Origin of the sequence: Phaeobacter sp. SYSU ZJ3003 (assembly GCF_041300735.1) — a bacterium.
GTDB lineage: Bacteria > Pseudomonadota > Alphaproteobacteria > Rhodobacterales > Rhodobacteraceae > Phycobacter > Phycobacter gallaeciensis_A.
This window is the reverse complement of the sequence record NZ_PXNU01000004.1, coordinates 89,088-106,426: the sequence shown is the minus strand read 5'-3', so window position 1 is coordinate 106,426 and position 17,339 is coordinate 89,088. Positions and strand designations below refer to the sequence as shown.

The following is a 17,339-nucleotide window of genomic DNA, read 5'->3' as shown; positions in this document are numbered from 1 at the left end:
CGTTTTGTTTCAGCAGATCCTGCGCATGGCGCAGGTCTTATGGGAAGAGTTTCTTCACATAGCCGGGCAGGGCGAAAGCCGCCTTGTGCACCTCGGGCGTGTAGTAATCGGTTTCAATCCCGGCAGCGGCAAAGCGTTTTTCCAGATCGGCCAGCGACACGGTGCGCGCGGATTTGGAGTGGCTGCCCCAGCCAAAGGCCATCGGACCACCCGCATAGGTCGGGATCGTCGCCAGATAGCAGCTGTGATCGGCAAACAGCGTCTTGAAGGCGCGCATGGTGCCGGTCAGCTCGTCCCCTTGCATGAAAGGCACGCCGTTCTGGGTGACGATGATACCGTCATCGGTCAGCGCACGGGCGGCGTGGCCGTAGAAGGTATTGGTGAACAGCACCTCGCCCGGGCCGATCGGATCGGTGGAATCGACCACGATCACGTCGAATTTCTGATCTGTTTCACGCATGAAGGCGGCGCCATCGTTGATCACCAGATTAAGCCGTGGATCGTCAAAGGCGCCCTGGCTCAGCATCGGCAGGTATTCCTTTGAGAAATCCACCACACCGGCGTCGATCTCGACCATGGTGACATGTTCGACCGAGGCGTGGCGCAGTGCTTCGCGCGCCATGCCGCCATCGCCGCCGCCGATGATCAGCACACGTTTTGCGGCCCCATGCGCCAGGATCGGCACATGGGTCAGCATCTCGTGGTAGATGAAATTGTCGCCTTCGGTGGTCTGCACCACGTCATCCAGCGTCAGGATGCGGCCGAACGTACCGTTCTGAAAGACCTTCAGGCGCTGATGCTCGGTCTTGCTGTCATAGAGCATCTCATCCACGCGCAGGCTCTGCGCGTAGTGATCGTGCAGGCGTTCGGTGATCCAGGTCTCGCTCATGCCGCGACCTCCTTGGCGATCAGCTCCTCCCCGCGCAGAAGCTCCCGGACCTCCACGTGATCGGTGGAAAAGGCCTCTTTCAGCACGCCGACAGCGCGCCAGGGTTCGGCATCGCCGCACATGAAGACGTCAAAGGCGCCATAGCCGATTTCCGGCCAGGTGTGCACCGAGATGTGGCTTTCGGCCAGCACGGCCACGCCCGACACGCCTTGCGGCGAGAATTTATGGGTGTGGATGTGCAGCAGCGTGGCGCCGCAAACTTCGACGCATTTGCGGAAGGCGTTCTGAATGCGGGTCTCGCAATCAAGGCCCGTGCCGTTCATGACTTCGATGATCAGATGGGTTCCGGCGAATACTTTTCCATCGCGGCGGATGAAATGGTCTTCGCGGTCGCTGTCCACAACGGTTTCGATGATCGCAGCGGGTACACTGCGGGCGGTATCTTCCTCTTGGGCGCCTGTCTCCAGACCGATCCCCAGTTGGAAGAGGTTGGCGTCTTTCATGACACTCCCCTTCGTTCCAGTAGATGACAATCCAGCCGGCCCTTAGCGCCCCCCCGGATAAGGGTCCGGGGTTGGGATCGGTGCCGAAAGTGAGGCGCATCTAGGCCCCATGGCAGATTCGATCAAGGAAAAATTTACCAGGGGCTTTGAAATGATTGAAAAGAAAAAAGGCCGGGGAACTGGCCCCGGCCGTCAGGTGGTTCCGGTACCCGGGGATCAGGGGCGCCAGAACGGAAGAGTGGCTTCATAATGGGCGTCCTCGCGGGAGAGCCCGATGTCTTGCAATTGTTCCGGGGTCAGGTGGCGGAGCTGTTTACGGCTGCGCTGTCGGACGGACCATTTCGTCATCAGAACCGCGAACGTCACCGCGACCTGAGCCAGCACCGGCAGGGTGGGCTGATTGGTCAGAAAGGTGATGCTGGAATGTGCAGGGGTCGCGTGCTGTGTCATGGTCAAATCCTTTATTGTATTGATACAATCCTGTGTTGTTGGTACGATCATTTGATACAAAGTTCCGACTCAGCTGTCTAAGGAAGCATTGTAATGGGTACAATTTGGGCGCCGAGCCTTGGTGATAAGCCTGGACCGAAGTATCAGCGGGTGGCCGATACAATCCGCGCGGCGGTGGAAAACGATACATTGCGTGTTGGTACAAAGTTGCCGCCGGTGCGCGATCTGGCCTATCAGCTGGGCATTACCCCCGGCACGGTGGCGCGGGCCTATTCCACCCTCACGGACGAAGGACTTCTGCAGGCGGAGGTCGGGCGCGGTACATTTGTCGCTGAGCGGCAGACCAAGGTCATGGATGATGTCTGGTCCCGCGAATTGCACCTTCGGGAGGAAAGCGATCCCAACCATGTCAGCCTGTTCAGCCCGCGTCTTGCCGATGTGGGGCAGGTGGCTGCGATCCGGGAGGCGATGAAGAAGGTCGCCGCCGCCGATCCACTGATGTTCCTGAACTACCCGACCCGAGACGCCTACCGCCCGGTGCGCGAAGCGGTGGTGGACTGGCTGTCAGATCAGCCGCTGGGGCCGCTGGATGAAAACCAGGTGGTCCTGACTCATGGCGGTCAGAACGGCATCCTAACAGTGCTGCAGGCGGTCCTGAAGGACGCGCAGCCCACGCTGTTGGTCGAGGATCTTTCTTATGCCGGCTTTCGTCGTGCGTCTGAACTGCTCCGGGCCAAGGTTGTCGGGGTGGGGATGGACGAACACGGGATTCGTCCGGATTCGCTGGAGCTTGCCATCCGCAAGACGGGCGCGACGGTTCTCTGTACCAGCCCCGAGGTGCACAATCCGACCGGTCTTTTTACGCCGCAAAAACGGCGCGAGGAGATCATCAAGGTCGCGCGGCGGCATGAGCTGCAGATCATCGAAGATGATTGCTATCGCATGGGGGAGGCCGGCGCGCCCAGCTATCGCGCTCTGGCGCCCGATATCACCTGGCACGTCTGTTCGATCTCCAAGGTTTTGACGCCGGCGCTGCGCGTCGGTTTTGCCCTCGCGCCCAAAGGCCACGAACAGGATCTGCGCCGGTCGGCGGAATACAGCTTTTTTGGCCTGTCGCAGCCGCTGGCCGAGCTGATCCGCGTCTTGCTTTCGGACCCGCGCAGCAAGGAGCTGGCCAAAGAGGTGCGCAAGGAAATGGCCAAATATGTGCGTGTGGCGGTGAATGCCCTTGGTGCGTTTGAGTTGACATGGAAAGACGAGGTCCCGTTCCTCTGGCTGAAACTGCCTGCAGGCTGGCGCTCCGCTGCCTTTACTCGCGCGGCAGAAGCTGCAGGTGTGCAGATCAGGTCAGCCGATGAATTCGCCCTGAGGGATGGCCGCGCGCCCAATGCCGTGCGCATCACCATCAATGGGCAGGTTTCTTTGGCTAAGTTCGAAGACGCGATGCTGCGTTTGCGCAGCCTTTTGGACAACCCGCCCGAGCAAATCAGCGTCTAGGGGTGGGGTATTTTGATACCTATTTTTTAACACGCTGATTTTGCGTGATAAATTGTTGTTTTGCTGTGTTGACGCAGTGCGGAGATCCCCGTAAACCCCGTCCATCGAATTCAGGTGAGTTGTATTCCGGCTCATCTTCACGACAAACAGGATAGACCTGCCATGAAAACCTTCTCTGCTACTCCGGCAGATATCGAGAAGAACTGGATCCTGATCGACGCCGAAGGCGTTGTTCTGGGCCGTCTTGCCTCGATCGTTGCCATGCGCCTGCGCGGTAAGCACAAAGCGTCGTTCACGCCGAACATGGACATGGGCGACAACGTCATCATCATCAACGCCGACAAGGTACAGATGACCGGCAAGAAGCGCGACGAGCACTTCTACTGGCACACTGGCCACCCGGGCGGCATCAAGTCCCGCACCAAGCAACAGATCCTGGAAGGCGCGCACCCCGAGCGTGTTGTCTATCAGGCTGTGAAGCGCATGCTGCCGGGCAACCGTCTGGCGCGCCAGCAGATGAGCAACCTGCGTATCTATGCTGGTGCCGCGCACCCGCATGAGGCCCAGGCCCCCGAGGTTCTGGATGTCAAATCCATGAACAAGAAAAACACGCGGAGCTGAGACCGATGGCTGATCAGATCAACACTCTCGAAGAGCTGGGCGCCGTTGCAGGCGTTGAAGCTGTCGCTGAAGAAACCATTTCCCGTGAGCCCGTCCGTGACGAGCTGGGTCGTGCCTATGCAACCGGTAAGCGGAAAGACGCAGTCGCACGCGTCTGGATCAAGCCGGGTTCCGGCAAGGTCGAAGTGAACGGCAAAGAGCTGAACAAATACTTCGCCCGTCCGGTGCTGCAGATGATCCTGCGCCAGCCGTTCACCGTTGCCGGTGTCGAGGACCAGTTCGACGTCTACGCAACCGTCAAAGGCGGTGGTCTTTCCGGTCAGGCCGGTGCGGTCAAGCACGGCATCTCCAAAGCTCTGCAGCTTTATGATCCCGCCCTGCGCGGCGCCCTGAAAGCTGCTGGCTTCCTGACCCGTGACAGCCGTGTTGTTGAACGTAAGAAATTCGGCCGCCGCAAAGCGCGTCGTTCGTTCCAGTTCTCCAAGCGTTAATCGCTGGACAGCAGAACAGAGAAAGGCCGCAGAGAAATCTGCGGCCTTTTTTGTGGTTTGTCTGTGTGGTTGAAACGGGGGATTGGACCGCCCTGGAACCTGCGTACAAAGGCGCAGCCGCGGTGCCTATTTGTCGGGTTCAATCAGGCCCAGACCGCGCAGATAGATCATGATCCCGCTTTCGAGCAGATCCTCGGGCGAGAAGGGCGAGGTGGCACCGGGCGTGTTGCGGGCATAAAGCTCCACAACCCCGTGGCTCAGCGCCATGATATGGGCGGAAAACATCGCTGCGGGCGGGCGTTTTTCGGCCGGGATGTGCTGGCTCAGATCCGCAGCAGCCTTTTCCAGGATGCCCCGTGCGCGGGCAGCGGCATCTGCCAGTTCGGGCGTACGGTTGACGGAAATACCGCTTTCGAACATCGCGATGTAATGGCCGGGATGTTTGCGGGCAAAGGCGAGATAGGCCCGTCCCGTTGCCTCAAATGCCGCTAGGGCCGAGGGCTGATATTTTTCATAGGCGTGCTGCATCAGATCGGCGAACATCGCAAAACCCTGTTTTGCGGCCTCTGCGATCAGATCCTCGCGGCCTTCGAAATGGCGATAGACTGCCGCCGGGGTGACGCCCGCCTGTTTTGCCGCCTCGGACAGGGTAAAGCCGGTCGGGCCTTTTGCCTCGATCAGACCCAGCGCAGATTCCACAAGGGCCTGACGCAGGTTGCCGTGATGATAGCCGCGTTTACGCATTCCAGATGTCCGGTCCGCCACAGATGAGGGGATCTACGTCCCCGAGTGCCTCGGCGTTTTTGTTGTCATAATCCAGTCCATGTAGGACCGAACGGATGGCAGCCAGTCGCGCGCGACGCTTGTCGTCCGAGCGGACGACGGTCCAGGGGGCCACCTTGGTGTGGCTGCGGCGGAAGGTTTCGCCGATGGCATCTGTATAGGCGTCCCAGCGTTCCAGCCCTTTTACGTCGATGGTGCTGAGCTTCCAATGCTTCAGCGGATCAGATTCGCGCGCTAGAAACCGATCGAGCTGCTCGGCCCGGCCAACGTTCAGCCAGATCTTGAACAGGTGAATGCCGTCCTCGACCAGAGCCTCCTCGAACCCTGTAACCTGATGGAAGAAGCGCTCGCGCTGCGTGTCGGTGCAAAAGCCAAAGACCTTTTCGACGACGCCGCGATTGTACCAGCTGCGGTCGAAAAATACGATTTCACCGCCCGAGGGCAGATGGTCGATATAGCGCTGGAAATACCATTGGGTCTGCTCAGCCTCGGTTGGTTTCTGCAGCGCCACAACCCGCGCGCCGCGAGGGTTAAGGTTTTCGCGGAAGCGTTTGATTGTGCCACCTTTTCCTGCGGCATCTCGGCCTTCGAACACCACGGCGACACGGGCGCCAGAGGCTTTGACCCAGGATTGCAGTTTCACCAGCTCGATCTGCAGCGCGTCCATGGATTGCTCATAGGACTTTTTCTTCATCCGCGCGGCATGCGGATAGTCTGAATCCAATATCGCCTTCTTTCCCGCATCGGCGATAGCCTTGCGGATGTCAGAAGGCGCGCCGGTCTCGAAATAGCGGCTGATGGCGCCGTCAAATGGCAATGTCATGGGCAAAACCTTCCTGTCCTCAACTCTTTATAGGGCATTGCGCAGTGCAATGTGACTCCGATTTACCTAAAGCCCGGCGCGGGCGGCGGCGCGGTCCACGGCGTCTGTCACATCCCCGGTGGCCACATGGTGTGGCATGTGGCCAATCCCGTCGAGTAGGGTCAGCCGGGCCTGCGGCACGTCCTTGACCAGTCTTGCGGCGTGCAGATGAACCCCAACGGTGGTGTCGGCGTCGCCATGCACAAGCTCGACCGGTACCTTGATGCGGTCATACTGCGGTGCCTGCGCCTTGATATCGCGCAGAAGGTTGGCCCGGTGCAGGGCATTGGCCCGGAGCGATCCGCGCCTGAGGGTCAGTCCGGGACCAAAATGCTCGGCGTATCCTTCTGGCACTGGTTGGGGGGCAAAGACATCCTCCAGCGCGCGGGTCACGGTGCGTTCCGGCACATAGGAAGTGATCAGCGGCACCACCAGACGGCTACCCAGCGGCGAGGCTGTCACTTTGTAGAATGGATCGAGCGAGCCATCCCAAGGGTGCGACACGCCAGAGACCGAGATCAGCGCCGAGAGATCATCCGGATGGTAGACAGCCCAGGCGAGCGCCACGGCCCCGCCATAGCTTTGCCCCAGCACGATGGGACGTTCGGCGCCAAGGCTGGCCGCGGCCTGTTGCAGCAGGGCCGCCTGATCCCGCAGCGTTGCATTGCCAGCCTTTGGCGCTGCGGTATAGCCGAGACCGGGGCGATCGAACATCAGTACGCGGAAACGGTCGGCCAACGCAGGGGCGAGGCGAAAGCTCATATCGCGGGTGCTGCCGTTGGAGCCGTGGATCAGCACCAGATCTGGCGCCGAGCCCTGCGGCTGGCCCATCTCGACCGCGTGCACGCGGGCATCACCAACCTCAATGAACCGGCCTTCAGGCGGGTGGCTGGCCCTGGCGCGGGCCTCCCGCCGGGATCCTTGCAGGGCGGTGATGCCGACGCCTGCAGCCATGGCAAAGGCAAGCGATAACAATGCGCTATTGACCGATGTTGTTCAGATCGAAGGGCGTGCTTTGGTAGATTTGGTTGATCCAGTTGCCATAAAGCAGATGCGCATGGCTGCGCCAGCGGTTCTGCGGCGTGCGGCTGGGATCATCATCCGGGTAGTAGTTGATCGGCACGTTGATCTCGGTGCCATTGGCAACGTCTCGGTCGTATTCTTGCTTCAGCGTATCACTGTCGTATTCGAAGTGATTGAAGATATAGAGCGCGCGATGGTTCGGATCCTCGACCAGACAGGGGCCAACCTCATCACTTCCCAGAAGGGTGATGAGCTCTGGATGACTGTCGATTTCATCCTGTTTCATCTCGGTCCAGCGCGAGACGGGAATGACGCAATCGTCTGAAAACCCGCGTAGGTAGGGCGAGGCAGGCGCGAGGTTCTTATGTCGGAAGCAGCCGAAGGCCTTGTGATCCAGCATGTGTTTCTTGACGCCGTGGAAATAGTTGATCATCGCCATGCCGCCCCAACAGACGCCAAAGGTGGAGTGCACATTGGTCTGCGTCCACTCAAACACCTCGCGCAGCTCATCCCAATAGGTGACGTTGTCGAAATTCAGATGTTCGATTGGGGCGCCGGTGATGATCAACCCGTCAAAGCGCTCGTCCTTCACCTCCTGAAAGGGGCGATAGAATTCGGCCATATGCTCAGCCGCGGTGTTGCGGGTCTGGTGCTCGGTCATCCGGATCAGAGACAGTTCGATCTGGAGCGGCGTCGCGCCGATCAGCCTGGCGAACTGGTTCTCCGTCTGGATCTTCTTCGGCATCAGATTAAGCAGGCCGATGCGCAGCGGGCGGATATCCTGACGCGCCGCCTGATCCGGCGACATGACCATCACGCCTTCGTTCGTCAGAACGTCATAGGCGGGCAGGTCAGAAGGGATCTTGATAGGCATGTCAGGTCCTTGCGGTTCATGTGTTAGGCTGAGGGCAAGAGATAAGCTGCCTAGGCGGCACTCTCAAGTGCGCTGGCGATCAAGTCCTCGAAACCAGCCTCGTCGCGCACGGCGCTGATCTGGTCAGCGGTGACGGTCACACCCCAGTTCTGCGCCATCGCCTCATAGCGCGGCTGACGGTGCGCCAGCGCCTGCGCGTAGGTCCAGCGAATGAAGGCATCGGGGTCAACATCTGCCTCTGATACATTGTTTTTGCTAAGATAGTCTTCCCAGACCCTGCTCAGGAACTCAGGCTGATAAGACATCGGTTTGGGCGCGCGATCAAAGCGGCGAATCAACTCTTCGGTATGGGCCTCGTCACCTTTGATCCAGACCATCAGCGTGTGTTTGGACAGTTCGGTCAGGACCGGATCGTTCGGATCCTCGGCATCCACCCATTCACAGATCGACCCACCAGTGTCGCAGATGAAATGCGGATAGCCATAAAGCCGCTCGGCCCGGTCGATGAAATATTCGGTATCCAGCAGGGCGTGGATTTCGGCCAGGCGGAACTGTTCCTGACGGCGACGGTATTCGCTCATCGGAAGGCCACCCATGGCCGGGCTGCCCGGTTTGCCGAGGTAGGAGGAGACCGGTGTCAGGTTGTCGAAGGTAATATTCGATCCGATGTAGATCGAATCTGACAGCAGCAGATCACGCAGGAAGGGGACCTTCATCGCCTCGGCCTTGGCGTTGTCGGCGATGTATTCGCCCATGTAGCGGGTGCCGATACGGTAGTCGATCGAGTAGTGGAACCAGCCCCCCGCGCCGCGTAGGATGTTGCTGATGTAGGTCTTGCCGAGTCCCGACATGCCAAAGAACAGCACGCGTTTGCTGGGGGCGTCGCGCCACGCCTGAGCGGAAGAATAAAGCATTGGCATTCCAGATCCTTGATCACTTGGCGCCTTGCTAGCCAGTGTCTGCGGCCGGGTCAATTCCGCCGAAGGCGTCGGGGCAGGGGAATGCGCCCCTGAATGATCAGCAGGCCAAGCGCCAGAAGCGCAAATCCGGGGTAGGCATGGGGCGGAAGGGCCTCGCCCAGCACCACGGCGCCCAGAAGGATGGCAACGGGCGGGATCATCAGCGTCACCAGCATCAGGTTGCTGCTGCCCGCCATCGCCAGCACCCGGTAGTACAGAAGATATGCCCCCGCCGTAGCAAAGACCGCATAGTAGAAAATCGCGAGCCAGGTGACTGGCATCAGATCAAGGCGCGGCACCCCATCCACAACCAGCGTGAGGGGCAGCAGGATCAGGGCGGAGCCTGTCAACATTCCAGCAGCGGCCACTTGCGGCTTCAGGCCAGCGAGGTGCTGTTTTGCCCAGACCGCTGCAGACGCGTAAGAGAGCGTGCCGGTCAAAACTGCCAGCTGCGCCGCGCTGCGCGGATCGAAATCTGCAAAACTGCTGAGGCCAATGGCCGTCGATACACCCAGAAACCCCAAGGCGACTCCGATGGCTCGCCGCGCCGTGATCCTTTCATCGGCAAAGAACAGCGCGGCCACCAGAACTCCGAATATTGCCGTTGTGGCATTCAGGATCGAGGTCAGCCCGGTTTCGATATGGAGCTGTCCCCAGGCCATCAGCACGAAGGGGATCACGTTGTTGAGCAGCCCCATCACCAGAAAACTCCCCCAGACCTGGCGCGCGCGCGGCAGCGGCAGACGCAGGAGGAGTACCGCAACCCAAAGGACCACGGCGCCGCCCGCGCAACGGTAGAATACCGAGGTCAGTACCGGCACTTCGTTGAGTGTGATGCGGATCGACAGAAAGGAGGCGCCCCAGAGGCAGGCCAAGAGGCTCAGCTCGACCCAAGCGCGGGGGGATATGGAATGCTGAGTTGTCATGCCGCTTTTCTGCGCCGAAAGGGATGCTGCCGCGATCCGTTTCCTGCGGCTTCATCTGCCGTTTGGGCAGAAAGCCCTAGCCGATGCGCGCACCGCGCGGGCGCAGCCTGCCGGACGCATCCAGAATGTTGATGTAGTTCGCAGCGAAAATCACCACAGCGCCGAGCAGGGTCCAGATCACCACCTCTTCGCCGTAAAGGATCATCGCCAGAATCGCGATGGCGGGCAGACGGGTGAAATCGATCGGCATCACCACGGTGGCCGGGGCCAGCGACAGGGCGTTGGTCAGGCAGAAATGCGCGGTAAGGCCAGCAAGGCCAATCAGTACCAGCCAGGGCAGGGTGGTAGCATCCGGCACCGCTACATCGCCATCCCAGCCTGCCATGGCAAAGCCGAACACCAGTTGCATGGAGGTGAGCCAGAACAGGATAGAGGCGATGCTTTCGTGGCGGGTCAGGCGCTTGGTGAAAATCGCCGTCAGGGCAAAGAAAATCGCGCAGCCAGCCGCCGCCAGAACACCGGCGTTTATCGTTTCCGGCGAGGGGCGCGCGACGATCAGAATGCCGATGAAGCCCAGCATTGCCGCGCCCGCCCGCACCCGCGTCATGCGCTCGCCTAGCATCAGGGGGGACAGGATGATCACCCAGATGGGGGAGGTGAATTCAAGAGAGAAGACCTGAGCCAGCGGAATGACCGTTACGGCGAAGAACCATAGGTTCTGGCCGGTAAAATGCGCCAGATTGCGCACCAGGTGCAGCCCCATGCGCTCGCGGCTGACCTGATGCCATTTGCCGGTCAATGTCAGGATCGCCACCACCACGATCACGCCCACCACGCTGCGGTAGGCCATGATCTCAAAGGTATCGAGCGTCAGCCCCGCCTCGCGCCCGGCGATGGCCATGGAGGAGAACGAGACGATCGAGCCGGTCATCCACAGTGCCGCCTTGGCGATCTGTATTGGCTGCTCTTGCATTGTGTCGTCCCCCGCATGGCTTGGGCAGCAAGAAGGCCCAATTGCATGGAAGGGTCAAGAGGAGGCAGCGACCTGGGGCTGTTTCTTGTGTGACTGATCCAGGTTAAACCCCGCATCCAGGTACTGGGCCACCAGCGCTTGGGCGTCGAAACCGGTTTTCGACAGAAAAGTGTCGATCTCATCGATCAGCCCAACGTCAGGAGGCGCCACATTCGCATTGGCCTTTGGAGGAAGCGTTGCGGCTTGGTCTCGGCCAAGATCTGCAAGCAGCTTGCGGGCGCCCTCAGGCGTGATGACGTCTTCCAGCTGAGCATGCACAAATCTGACGCGGTCGCCGTAAACTTGTTCATAATAATGCTGACGGCATTCCATTTCGAGCGTGTACCAAAGCGCGGTCCCGACGACGCCCATTTTCAGGAAGGACTCGGGTTTCAGGATGACATTGCGATAATTGGGGGCCAGGTACCATTGCCACAATAGCGTCATGTTCCCGCAATCATTGCGCTGGATGTAGCTGGCGCATTGCTTAGCCAGGTTCCGACGCAGGATGATGACTGTCGTATCGTCGCAGCGCGGATGATCGATCAAAGTTTCGACCAGACCACATTTGCCGAGCGTGTGGTTGGTTTCCGCATAGGGCTTGTCTTTTGGCAGGCTGGCCATCTTTCGGCCCCAGAACCCGCGGACCACGTCATCCATCCCGCGCATATTGAAGGAGCGCATGGTGCGAATATCCGGCATGGTATTGCCAAAATCGTCAATGCCGAACGGTTCGTGCACGGTTGGAAAGCCTAGGTTCGCTTCCAAAAACTTGGCAAGCCAGGCGCTGCCAGACCGGCCTGCTGCGAGGGAGAATATGAGCTCAGACATGGAGTTTGTCCTTTGTTTGTGCTGCTTGGGGGGGCGCATGTGACAATGGATTCTGATAGCCAAAAAAGGCGATTTCTTCCTTGCACTCTTCTGCGATGATCTCTGCCGCGGCAGGGAACATGGAATATGTTTCCGCGACAGATGTGCCCCATTTGGGGCGGATATTGCTCTTGGCGTTCAACGCCTGGAACAGCTCTTTCAGGCCGGGCACCTGAAGCGACTCCATGTCATCCGCAAGGCATTCATACCGCAGATAGCTGTCGAGAGCGGCTTCTCCTGTAAGGGGTGCGATCCGGGCATTGTCGTGCAGGAAGCTCCGGTGACGGTCGATAAACTCGTCAAAATGCATCCCGGTTGCGGTGCCGCCCACCCAGAAATAGCGCGAAATTGCCACATCGAAGGGATTACGCCAGATGGTAATCTTGCGATATCCGTCCCAGACGTCGGGTGGAGTAAGGGCCTTAGCCCTTGGGGCCGGGATGTGGTTGACGAAATCTCCTGAACTTCTCCAGTATTCTTCGCCATCAGCGTTGCGCCAGACCGGAGCGATATAATTCTGCGGGCCGGGAATCCCCAGCCTGCGGCGCAAAGCCTCATCATCCAGAGCAATGGGGGTGATGACGCTGTCGCCATCGCACAGACTCGACAGGGCGATCTCGAACGACGTTCCCCCGACCTTCATCGTCTTGATGAAAATGAGCCTGAGAGGGTGGCAAATGATCACGGGTCAGCCTTTGCGTACTGGAGCAACGCCAAGCAAACTAGGAAGGATGTGTTAAAAATATGTATGCTTAAGTTGAAAAAAAGAGGTTCGGACCCGTTCGGAAATCTTCGCAAGTGTCAGACCCAAATTATCCGGTCGTTAAAATACTAAAGGCGGACGGGATAGCTATCGAAAATCGGCAACACCATATTGCTAGATTGTATTGCCTCAGCGCATCACTGTTGCGTACAGGAGTGAAGTTAAAATGTATTCCGTCGCCGCTTGCTAAATAAATAGTGCGGTGTGGAGCGGATGTTTAAGGAGCCGTTTTGAAGTATTTTCAGAGCATTCATCAACGCTCCGTTTTCAACAATATTTTGATCCAATAAGGTCTCAGGTCGAACAATCCTTTGAGTGCATCAAAGAACCTCGTTCAACCCCGGAAGCGCTGCGTCTTTTTCGCTGATAATAGGGTTTTGTACCAGCCATTGAAATCCGAATGAAACAAAATGAATTCCGGTGTCAGAAGCCGCGTCAAAATGAATTGTCTGATGATAAGCAACTACGGCCTCTTCGCTAAGAACCAGAAAGCCGTGCGCGTATCCAGCCGGAATAAATGGGCTTTTCCGGTTGCTGTCGGATAGGTGAACGGAGAAAACTATGCCTTTGTTTCGTTCGTTTGATGCTCCGCCCACTCCAATAATAACGTCAATAATCTCGCCTTTGACAACGCTTACAATTTTTGCGCAGCCATAAGGGGCAGTCTGGTAATGCATTCCGCATAGATCGTTCTTTTTCGAAATCCGGAATGTATATTCCTGGACTTTAATGGCTTCTCCTAGTTTTAACTTATCGAGTGTCTTGTAGTTATATGTTTTTTCAAATAGCTCGCGTTCTCCTGTGTGTGTAAAACGTTTTAGGGCAAAAACATCATCCAGTGTAGTAGATGTTTTTCGAACTGGTTAGGCATTTTTTGTCTCGTTTCGAATTTTGATGTTGTCATAGGTTTTGCAGTTGGGGGCGTAGTCAAGATTTTGTGCAGTGTTTGCGAGAAACTCTCTTTTCTCCCGCAGTCATAGGGTAATAATCGAGTGCCGGGGTGTGCAGTAAATATACGAGGTTTTGGTCACCGAAACCGGTGACATCATTCCCGTGCAAAAGAGACAGTCCGTACGTGCGCCGCTGGGGAAGGGCCTATTTTTTTCTAAGGGAGAGCGCAGACCACAGCATGGTTTGGCGCGGTCAGGGCTTCGTTGCCGAGGTGATTGGGGGGGCATTGATTGGCCAGTCGTTACGGCAGAGTTGCACGCCATCCGTACCAGCCGAGGCACGTGTTTCAAAAAGACGTCGCAAGAAAATGGCATGCGGGACGTCATCACTCGAAACCCGAGCCGCACTCCCCATTCTTAGAGTTGGAGGTCTGAACCTCGGAAAATCAATGTGTGGTCTGAGCGCCCAAGGAAAATGTGTAAGCCGTCAATCTAAAGTATCAACGACTTACACGCGAGGGATCACTCCCACTCGATGGTGCCCGGAGGCTTGGAGGTGATGTCATAGGTACAGCGGTTGATGCCCTTGACCTCGTTGATGATCCGGGTCGCCGTCTCGCCGAGGAACTCGTGGCTGAAGGGGTAGTAATCCGCAGTCATACCATCGACCGAAGTCACCGCGCGCAGGGCGCAGGCGTAGTCATAGGTACGCCCATCTCCCATTACGCCGACGGTACGCACCGGCAGGATCGCGACAAATGCCTGCCAGATTTCGTCGTAAAGGCCATGCTTGCGGATCTGGTCGATATATACCGCGTCGGCCTCGCGCAGGATGTCCAGCTTTTCACGGGTGATCTCGCCGGGGCAGCGGATGGCAAGACCCGGCCCGGGGAACGGGTGACGCCCAATAAAGCTTTGCGGCAGGCCCAGCTCGCGGCCCAGCGCACGGACCTCGTCCTTGAACAGCTCGCGCAGGGGTTCGACCAGTTTCAGACCCATCTTCTCAGGCAGGCCGCCCACGTTGTGGTGGGATTTGATCGTGACCGAAGGTCCGCCCGAGAAGGACACGGACTCAATTACATCAGGGTAGAGCGTACCCTGAGCGAGGAATTCGGCGCCTTCGATGGTGTCGGCGTGTTTCTGGAACACGTCGATGAACAGCTTGCCGATGATCTTGCGCTTGGTTTCCGGGTCGGACTGGCCTTCCAGTTCCCCCAGAAACAGGTCCTGCTCGTCCGCGTGGATCAGGCGCATGTTGTAATTGTCGCGGAACATGGTGACGACCTCTTCGGCCTCACCTTTGCGCAGCAGACCGTGGTCAACAAAGACGCAGGTCAGCTGATCGCCGATCGCCTCGTGGATCAGCACGGCCGCAACCGAGCTGTCGACGCCGCCGGACAGACCACAGATCACCTGCTTGTCGCCGACCTGATCGCGGATCGCCTGGATTGCCTGTTCGCGGTATGCGCCCATGGTCCAGTCGCCGCTGAACCCGGCCAGTTTCACGAAGTTCTCATAGAGTTTGGCGCCGTTCGGCGTGTGATGCACCTCGGGGTGGAATTGCACCGCGTAGAAATTGCGGCTCACATCTGCGGTGATTGCAAAGGGGGCGTTGGGCGATGTTCCGTAGACCTTGAATCCCGGTGCGATTTCACTGACGTGGTCTCCATGCGACATCCAGACCTGTTCGCGGTCGCTGTCGTCCTGGAACCATCCGTTCAGCAGCGGCAGGGAGTCGACGGTCGGGGTCACATAGGCGCGGCCGAATTCGGCGGTGCCGTGGCCCGACAGCACCTTGCCGCCTAGCTGGTGCATCATCACCTGCTGGCCGTAGCAGATGCCAAGGATCGGCACGCCATAGTCAAAAATCTCTTGCGGCACGCGGGGGGATCCCTCGCGGGTCACACTGTCCGGACCCCCGGAGAAGATCACGGCCTTGGGCGCCATTTCGCGCACAAAGTCCATCGTGACATTCTGATAGGGGTGGATTTCGCAATAGACGTTCAGCTCGCGCAGGCGACGCGCAATAAGCTGCGTGACCTGGCTGCCAAAGTCGATAATCAGGAGGCGGTCATGGGATGTCTGGCTCATGTCTGGCTCATAGGGGCAGACAGGGCGGCTGGCAAGAGGGCAGATGGCCTGAAACCTGTCTCCGCAAGGATTTGCGCCCCTAAGGTGCGGCTTTGATGGCTAATCATAGATTCAAGGCCCAGCTGGACGGCATCGTCATCGCAGACGGAGCAATACTGTACAGATGTGCCCAGAAATTTTGCCGCGAATATGTCGGTTTTCAACCTGATTGGCCGTTATCCTTCGGCGCCGCGCCGGGGCAAGGGCGTAGACACGAGGTCAATGACACGGCTTTGGTGAGGAAAAACAATGACTGAAGCAGCACCGCGCCGGCGCAGCCGGGGGGGCGGAGGCGCCGCCCGTCGCGCCGAACGTTCGAGCATCAAGATCGAAACCGCCAAGTACATTGAGCGGAACATTCCGAACTTTGAAGTTCTGACTGAGGAAGCCATAGAGATTATCGAGACCAACGCCGAGACCATCCTCGAAGAGGTCGGCGTCAACTTCGTCGATAATCCTGCGGCACTGGAGCGCTGGAAGGCCGCTGGTGCGGATGTTCAGGGCGAACGGGTCCGTATTCCCCGTGGTCTGGCCCGCAAACTGTGCGAAACCGCGCCCAGCACCTTCACCCAGCACGCGCGCAACCCGGAAAAAAGCGTCGAAATCGGTGGCAAGAACCTGGTGCTGGCGCCGATCTATGGACCGCCCTTCGTGCGCGATGCCAAAGGTGGCCGTCGTTATGCGACGCTGGAGGATTTCCAGAAGTTCGTGAAACTGGGCTATATGTCCAAATGGCTGCACCATTCGGGTGGTACCGTGTGTGAACCGACCGACGTGCCCGTCAACAAGCGTCACCTCGACATGCTGCTGGCGCATATGACGCTGAGCGACAAGCCCTTCATGGGATCGGTCACCGAACCCAGCCGCGCGCAGGATTCGGTTGATATGTGCGGCGTCTTGTTCGGCAAGGAGTTCGTGCAGGACAACACCGTGATGACCTCGCTTATCAACATCAACTCGCCGATGACATTCGATGATGTGATGATGGGCGCGCTGGAAGTCTATGCCAAGAACAATCAGGCCTGCATCATTTCGCCCTTTATCGTTGGCGGTGCCATGGCGCCGGTGTCGGTGGCGGGCACGCTGACGCAGGTTCTGGCCGAGGTTCTGGCTGGTGTGGCCTATAGCCAGTTGATCCGTCCTGGCGCTCCGGTCATCTTCGGCGCCTTCGTGTCTTCCATCGACATGAACTCCGGCGCACCGACCTTTGGCACGCCCGAAGCCTCGCTGGTGACCTATGGTGCGGGCCAACTGGCGCGCCGTCTGGGGCTGCCGTTCCGTTCGGCCGGGTCGTTCTGCGGCTCGAAACTGCCCGATGCGCAAGCCGCCTATGAAACGGCAAACTCGCTCAACATGGGGCTGATGTCTGGCGTCAACTTCATGCTGCACTCCTGTGGCTGGCTCGAAGGCGGTCTGGTGGCCGATTTCGAAAAATTCGTGATGGATGCAGATCAGCTGGGCGTGCTGCATGGGTTGGCCAAGGGCGTCACCGTCAGCGAAGACGATCAGGCGATGGATGCCATCCGCGAAGTAGGTCCCGGCGGCCATTATCTGGGCTGCGCCCATACGCAGGCGAACTTTAAAACGGCGTTCTGGAAATCTGATCTACTGGATTACAAGCCCTTTGAAACCTGGGAAGAGGAAGGCGCACGCGACACCTATGCGCTTGCCTCTGCGCGGGTTGATCACCTGCTGGCGACCTATCAGCCGCCTGCGCTGGACCCGGCGATCAAGGATGCATTGGAAGCCTACGTGGCCGAGAAAAAGGCATCCATGCCGGATTCCTTCCTGTAAGC

The 17,339-nt window shown here is 58.6% G+C and carries 18 protein-coding genes; 4 read left to right on the top strand and 14 right to left on the bottom strand.

The window, feature by feature from the left end:
- Positions 1-37: 37 nt before the first annotated feature.
- The 3 genes from speE to C6W91_RS03440 form a co-directional block, all read right to left on the bottom strand.
- The gene (gene speE / locus C6W91_RS03450) at positions 38-889 is read right to left on the bottom strand and encodes a polyamine aminopropyltransferase (protein WP_065270196.1); all 852 of its coding nucleotides are present in this window, start codon (positions 887-889) and stop codon (positions 38-40) included.
- A complete protein-coding gene (gene speD / locus C6W91_RS03445; protein WP_065270197.1) occupies positions 886-1,392 on the bottom strand; it encodes an adenosylmethionine decarboxylase in 507 nt (168 codons plus the stop codon). The genes speE and speD overlap by 4 nt, the downstream gene beginning before the upstream one ends.
- Positions 1,393-1,608: 216 nt before the next feature.
- Positions 1,609-1,842: a DUF1127 domain-containing protein gene (locus C6W91_RS03440; protein ID WP_274828059.1), complete on the bottom strand. Its 234-nt coding sequence runs from the start codon at positions 1,840-1,842 to the stop codon at positions 1,609-1,611.
- Positions 1,843-1,935: 93 nt separating this feature from the next.
- Between C6W91_RS03440 and C6W91_RS03435 the strand changes: the two genes are divergently transcribed.
- The 3 genes from C6W91_RS03435 (at position 1,936) to rpsI (ending at position 4,451) form a co-directional block, all read left to right on the top strand.
- Positions 1,936-3,339, top strand: a complete 1,404-nt coding sequence (locus C6W91_RS03435; protein ID WP_347508479.1) for a PLP-dependent aminotransferase family protein — start codon at positions 1,936-1,938, stop codon at positions 3,337-3,339.
- A 162-nt stretch (positions 3,340-3,501) separates the two neighbouring features.
- Positions 3,502-3,960, top strand: a complete 459-nt coding sequence (gene rplM, locus C6W91_RS03430) for a 50S ribosomal protein L13 (RefSeq protein ID WP_065270200.1) — start codon at positions 3,502-3,504, stop codon at positions 3,958-3,960.
- 5 nt (positions 3,961-3,965) lie between these two features.
- Positions 3,966-4,451, top strand: a complete 486-nt coding sequence (gene rpsI, locus C6W91_RS03425) for a 30S ribosomal protein S9 (protein WP_065270201.1) — start codon at positions 3,966-3,968, stop codon at positions 4,449-4,451.
- 126 nt (positions 4,452-4,577) lie between these two features.
- Here rpsI and C6W91_RS03420 read toward each other — a convergent pair whose 3' ends face one another.
- From C6W91_RS03420 to guaA, 11 genes are all read right to left on the bottom strand, one after another.
- A complete protein-coding gene (locus C6W91_RS03420) occupies positions 4,578-5,195 on the bottom strand; it encodes a TetR/AcrR family transcriptional regulator (RefSeq protein ID WP_065270202.1) in 618 nt (205 codons plus the stop codon).
- Positions 5,188-6,057: a polyphosphate kinase 2 gene (ppk2, locus tag C6W91_RS03415; RefSeq protein WP_370570435.1), complete on the bottom strand. Its 870-nt coding sequence runs from the start codon at positions 6,055-6,057 to the stop codon at positions 5,188-5,190. Before ppk2 ends, C6W91_RS03420 begins: the two co-directional genes overlap by 8 nt.
- 66 nt (positions 6,058-6,123) lie before the next feature.
- Positions 6,124-7,071 carry an alpha/beta fold hydrolase gene (locus C6W91_RS03410; RefSeq protein WP_370570434.1) on the bottom strand — a complete coding sequence of 316 codons (948 nt, stop codon included), beginning with the start codon at positions 7,069-7,071 and terminating at the stop codon, positions 6,124-6,126.
- A gap of 4 nt (positions 7,072-7,075) precedes the next feature.
- Positions 7,076-7,993 carry a homoserine O-succinyltransferase gene (gene metA, locus C6W91_RS03405; RefSeq protein ID WP_065270205.1) on the bottom strand — a complete coding sequence of 306 codons (918 nt, stop codon included), beginning with the start codon at positions 7,991-7,993 and terminating at the stop codon, positions 7,076-7,078.
- A gap of 50 nt (positions 7,994-8,043) precedes the next feature.
- Positions 8,044-8,907, bottom strand: a complete 864-nt coding sequence (locus C6W91_RS03400) for an ATPase (RefSeq protein WP_274834046.1) — start codon at positions 8,905-8,907, stop codon at positions 8,044-8,046.
- Between the two features lie 56 nt (positions 8,908-8,963).
- Positions 8,964-9,878: a DMT family transporter gene (locus C6W91_RS03395; RefSeq protein ID WP_274867492.1), complete on the bottom strand. Its 915-nt coding sequence runs from the start codon at positions 9,876-9,878 to the stop codon at positions 8,964-8,966.
- Between the two features lie 76 nt (positions 9,879-9,954).
- The gene (locus C6W91_RS03390; RefSeq protein ID WP_274867491.1) at positions 9,955-10,851 is read right to left on the bottom strand and encodes a DMT family transporter; all 897 of its coding nucleotides are present in this window, start codon (positions 10,849-10,851) and stop codon (positions 9,955-9,957) included.
- A gap of 54 nt (positions 10,852-10,905) precedes the next feature.
- Positions 10,906-11,721 carry a hypothetical protein gene (locus tag C6W91_RS03385; RefSeq protein ID WP_370570433.1) on the bottom strand — a complete coding sequence of 272 codons (816 nt, stop codon included), beginning with the start codon at positions 11,719-11,721 and terminating at the stop codon, positions 10,906-10,908.
- On the bottom strand, positions 11,714-12,403 hold the full coding sequence (locus tag C6W91_RS03380) for a hypothetical protein (RefSeq protein ID WP_370570432.1): 690 nt from the start codon (positions 12,401-12,403) through the stop codon (positions 11,714-11,716). Before C6W91_RS03380 ends, C6W91_RS03385 begins: the two co-directional genes overlap by 8 nt.
- Before the next feature lie 440 nt (positions 12,404-12,843).
- Positions 12,844-13,362 carry a dTDP-4-dehydrorhamnose 3,5-epimerase family protein gene (locus C6W91_RS03375; RefSeq protein ID WP_274867635.1) on the bottom strand — a complete coding sequence of 173 codons (519 nt, stop codon included), beginning with the start codon at positions 13,360-13,362 and terminating at the stop codon, positions 12,844-12,846.
- A gap of 573 nt (positions 13,363-13,935) precedes the next feature.
- Positions 13,936-15,504, bottom strand: coding sequence for a glutamine-hydrolyzing GMP synthase (gene guaA / locus C6W91_RS03370; protein WP_065270210.1), 1,569 nt, complete (start codon positions 15,502-15,504; stop codon positions 13,936-13,938).
- Between the two features lie 288 nt (positions 15,505-15,792).
- Here guaA and C6W91_RS03365 point away from each other — a divergent pair, with 288 nt between their 5' ends.
- Positions 15,793-17,337: a trimethylamine methyltransferase family protein gene (locus C6W91_RS03365; RefSeq protein WP_065270212.1), complete on the top strand. Its 1,545-nt coding sequence runs from the start codon at positions 15,793-15,795 to the stop codon at positions 17,335-17,337.
- Positions 17,338-17,339 lie beyond the last annotated feature (2 nt).

Coding starts and splice junctions, on each gene's coding strand:
- C6W91_RS03395 (WP_274867492.1), bottom strand. CDS start 9,878: ATGACAACTCAGCATTCCATATCCCCCCGCGCTTGGGTCGAGCTGAGC.
- C6W91_RS03365 (WP_065270212.1), top strand. CDS start 15,793: ATGACTGAAGCAGCACCGCGCCGGCGCAGCCGGGGGGGCGGAGGCGCC.
- C6W91_RS03440 (WP_274828059.1), bottom strand. CDS start 1,842: ATGACACAGCACGCGACCCCTGCACATTCCAGCATCACCTTTCTGACC.
- guaA (WP_065270210.1), bottom strand. CDS start 15,504: ATGAGCCAGACATCCCATGACCGCCTCCTGATTATCGACTTTGGCAGC.
- C6W91_RS03400 (WP_274834046.1), bottom strand. CDS start 8,907: ATGCTTTATTCTTCCGCTCAGGCGTGGCGCGACGCCCCCAGCAAACGC.
- ppk2 (WP_370570435.1), bottom strand. CDS start 6,057: ATGACATTGCCATTTGACGGCGCCATCAGCCGCTATTTCGAGACCGGC.
- C6W91_RS03390 (WP_274867491.1), bottom strand. CDS start 10,851: ATGCAAGAGCAGCCAATACAGATCGCCAAGGCGGCACTGTGGATGACC.
- C6W91_RS03435 (WP_347508479.1), top strand. CDS start 1,936: ATGGGTACAATTTGGGCGCCGAGCCTTGGTGATAAGCCTGGACCGAAG.
- speD (WP_065270197.1), bottom strand. CDS start 1,392: ATGAAAGACGCCAACCTCTTCCAACTGGGGATCGGTCTGGAGACAGGC.
- C6W91_RS03385 (WP_370570433.1), bottom strand. CDS start 11,721: ATGTCTGAGCTCATATTCTCCCTCGCAGCAGGCCGGTCTGGCAGCGCC.
- rpsI (WP_065270201.1), top strand. CDS start 3,966: ATGGCTGATCAGATCAACACTCTCGAAGAGCTGGGCGCCGTTGCAGGC.
- speE (WP_065270196.1), bottom strand. CDS start 889: ATGAGCGAGACCTGGATCACCGAACGCCTGCACGATCACTACGCGCAG.
- rplM (WP_065270200.1), top strand. CDS start 3,502: ATGAAAACCTTCTCTGCTACTCCGGCAGATATCGAGAAGAACTGGATC.
- C6W91_RS03380 (WP_370570432.1), bottom strand. CDS start 12,403: ATGAAGGTCGGGGGAACGTCGTTCGAGATCGCCCTGTCGAGTCTGTGC.
- metA (WP_065270205.1), bottom strand. CDS start 7,993: ATGCCTATCAAGATCCCTTCTGACCTGCCCGCCTATGACGTTCTGACG.
- C6W91_RS03420 (WP_065270202.1), bottom strand. CDS start 5,195: ATGCGTAAACGCGGCTATCATCACGGCAACCTGCGTCAGGCCCTTGTG.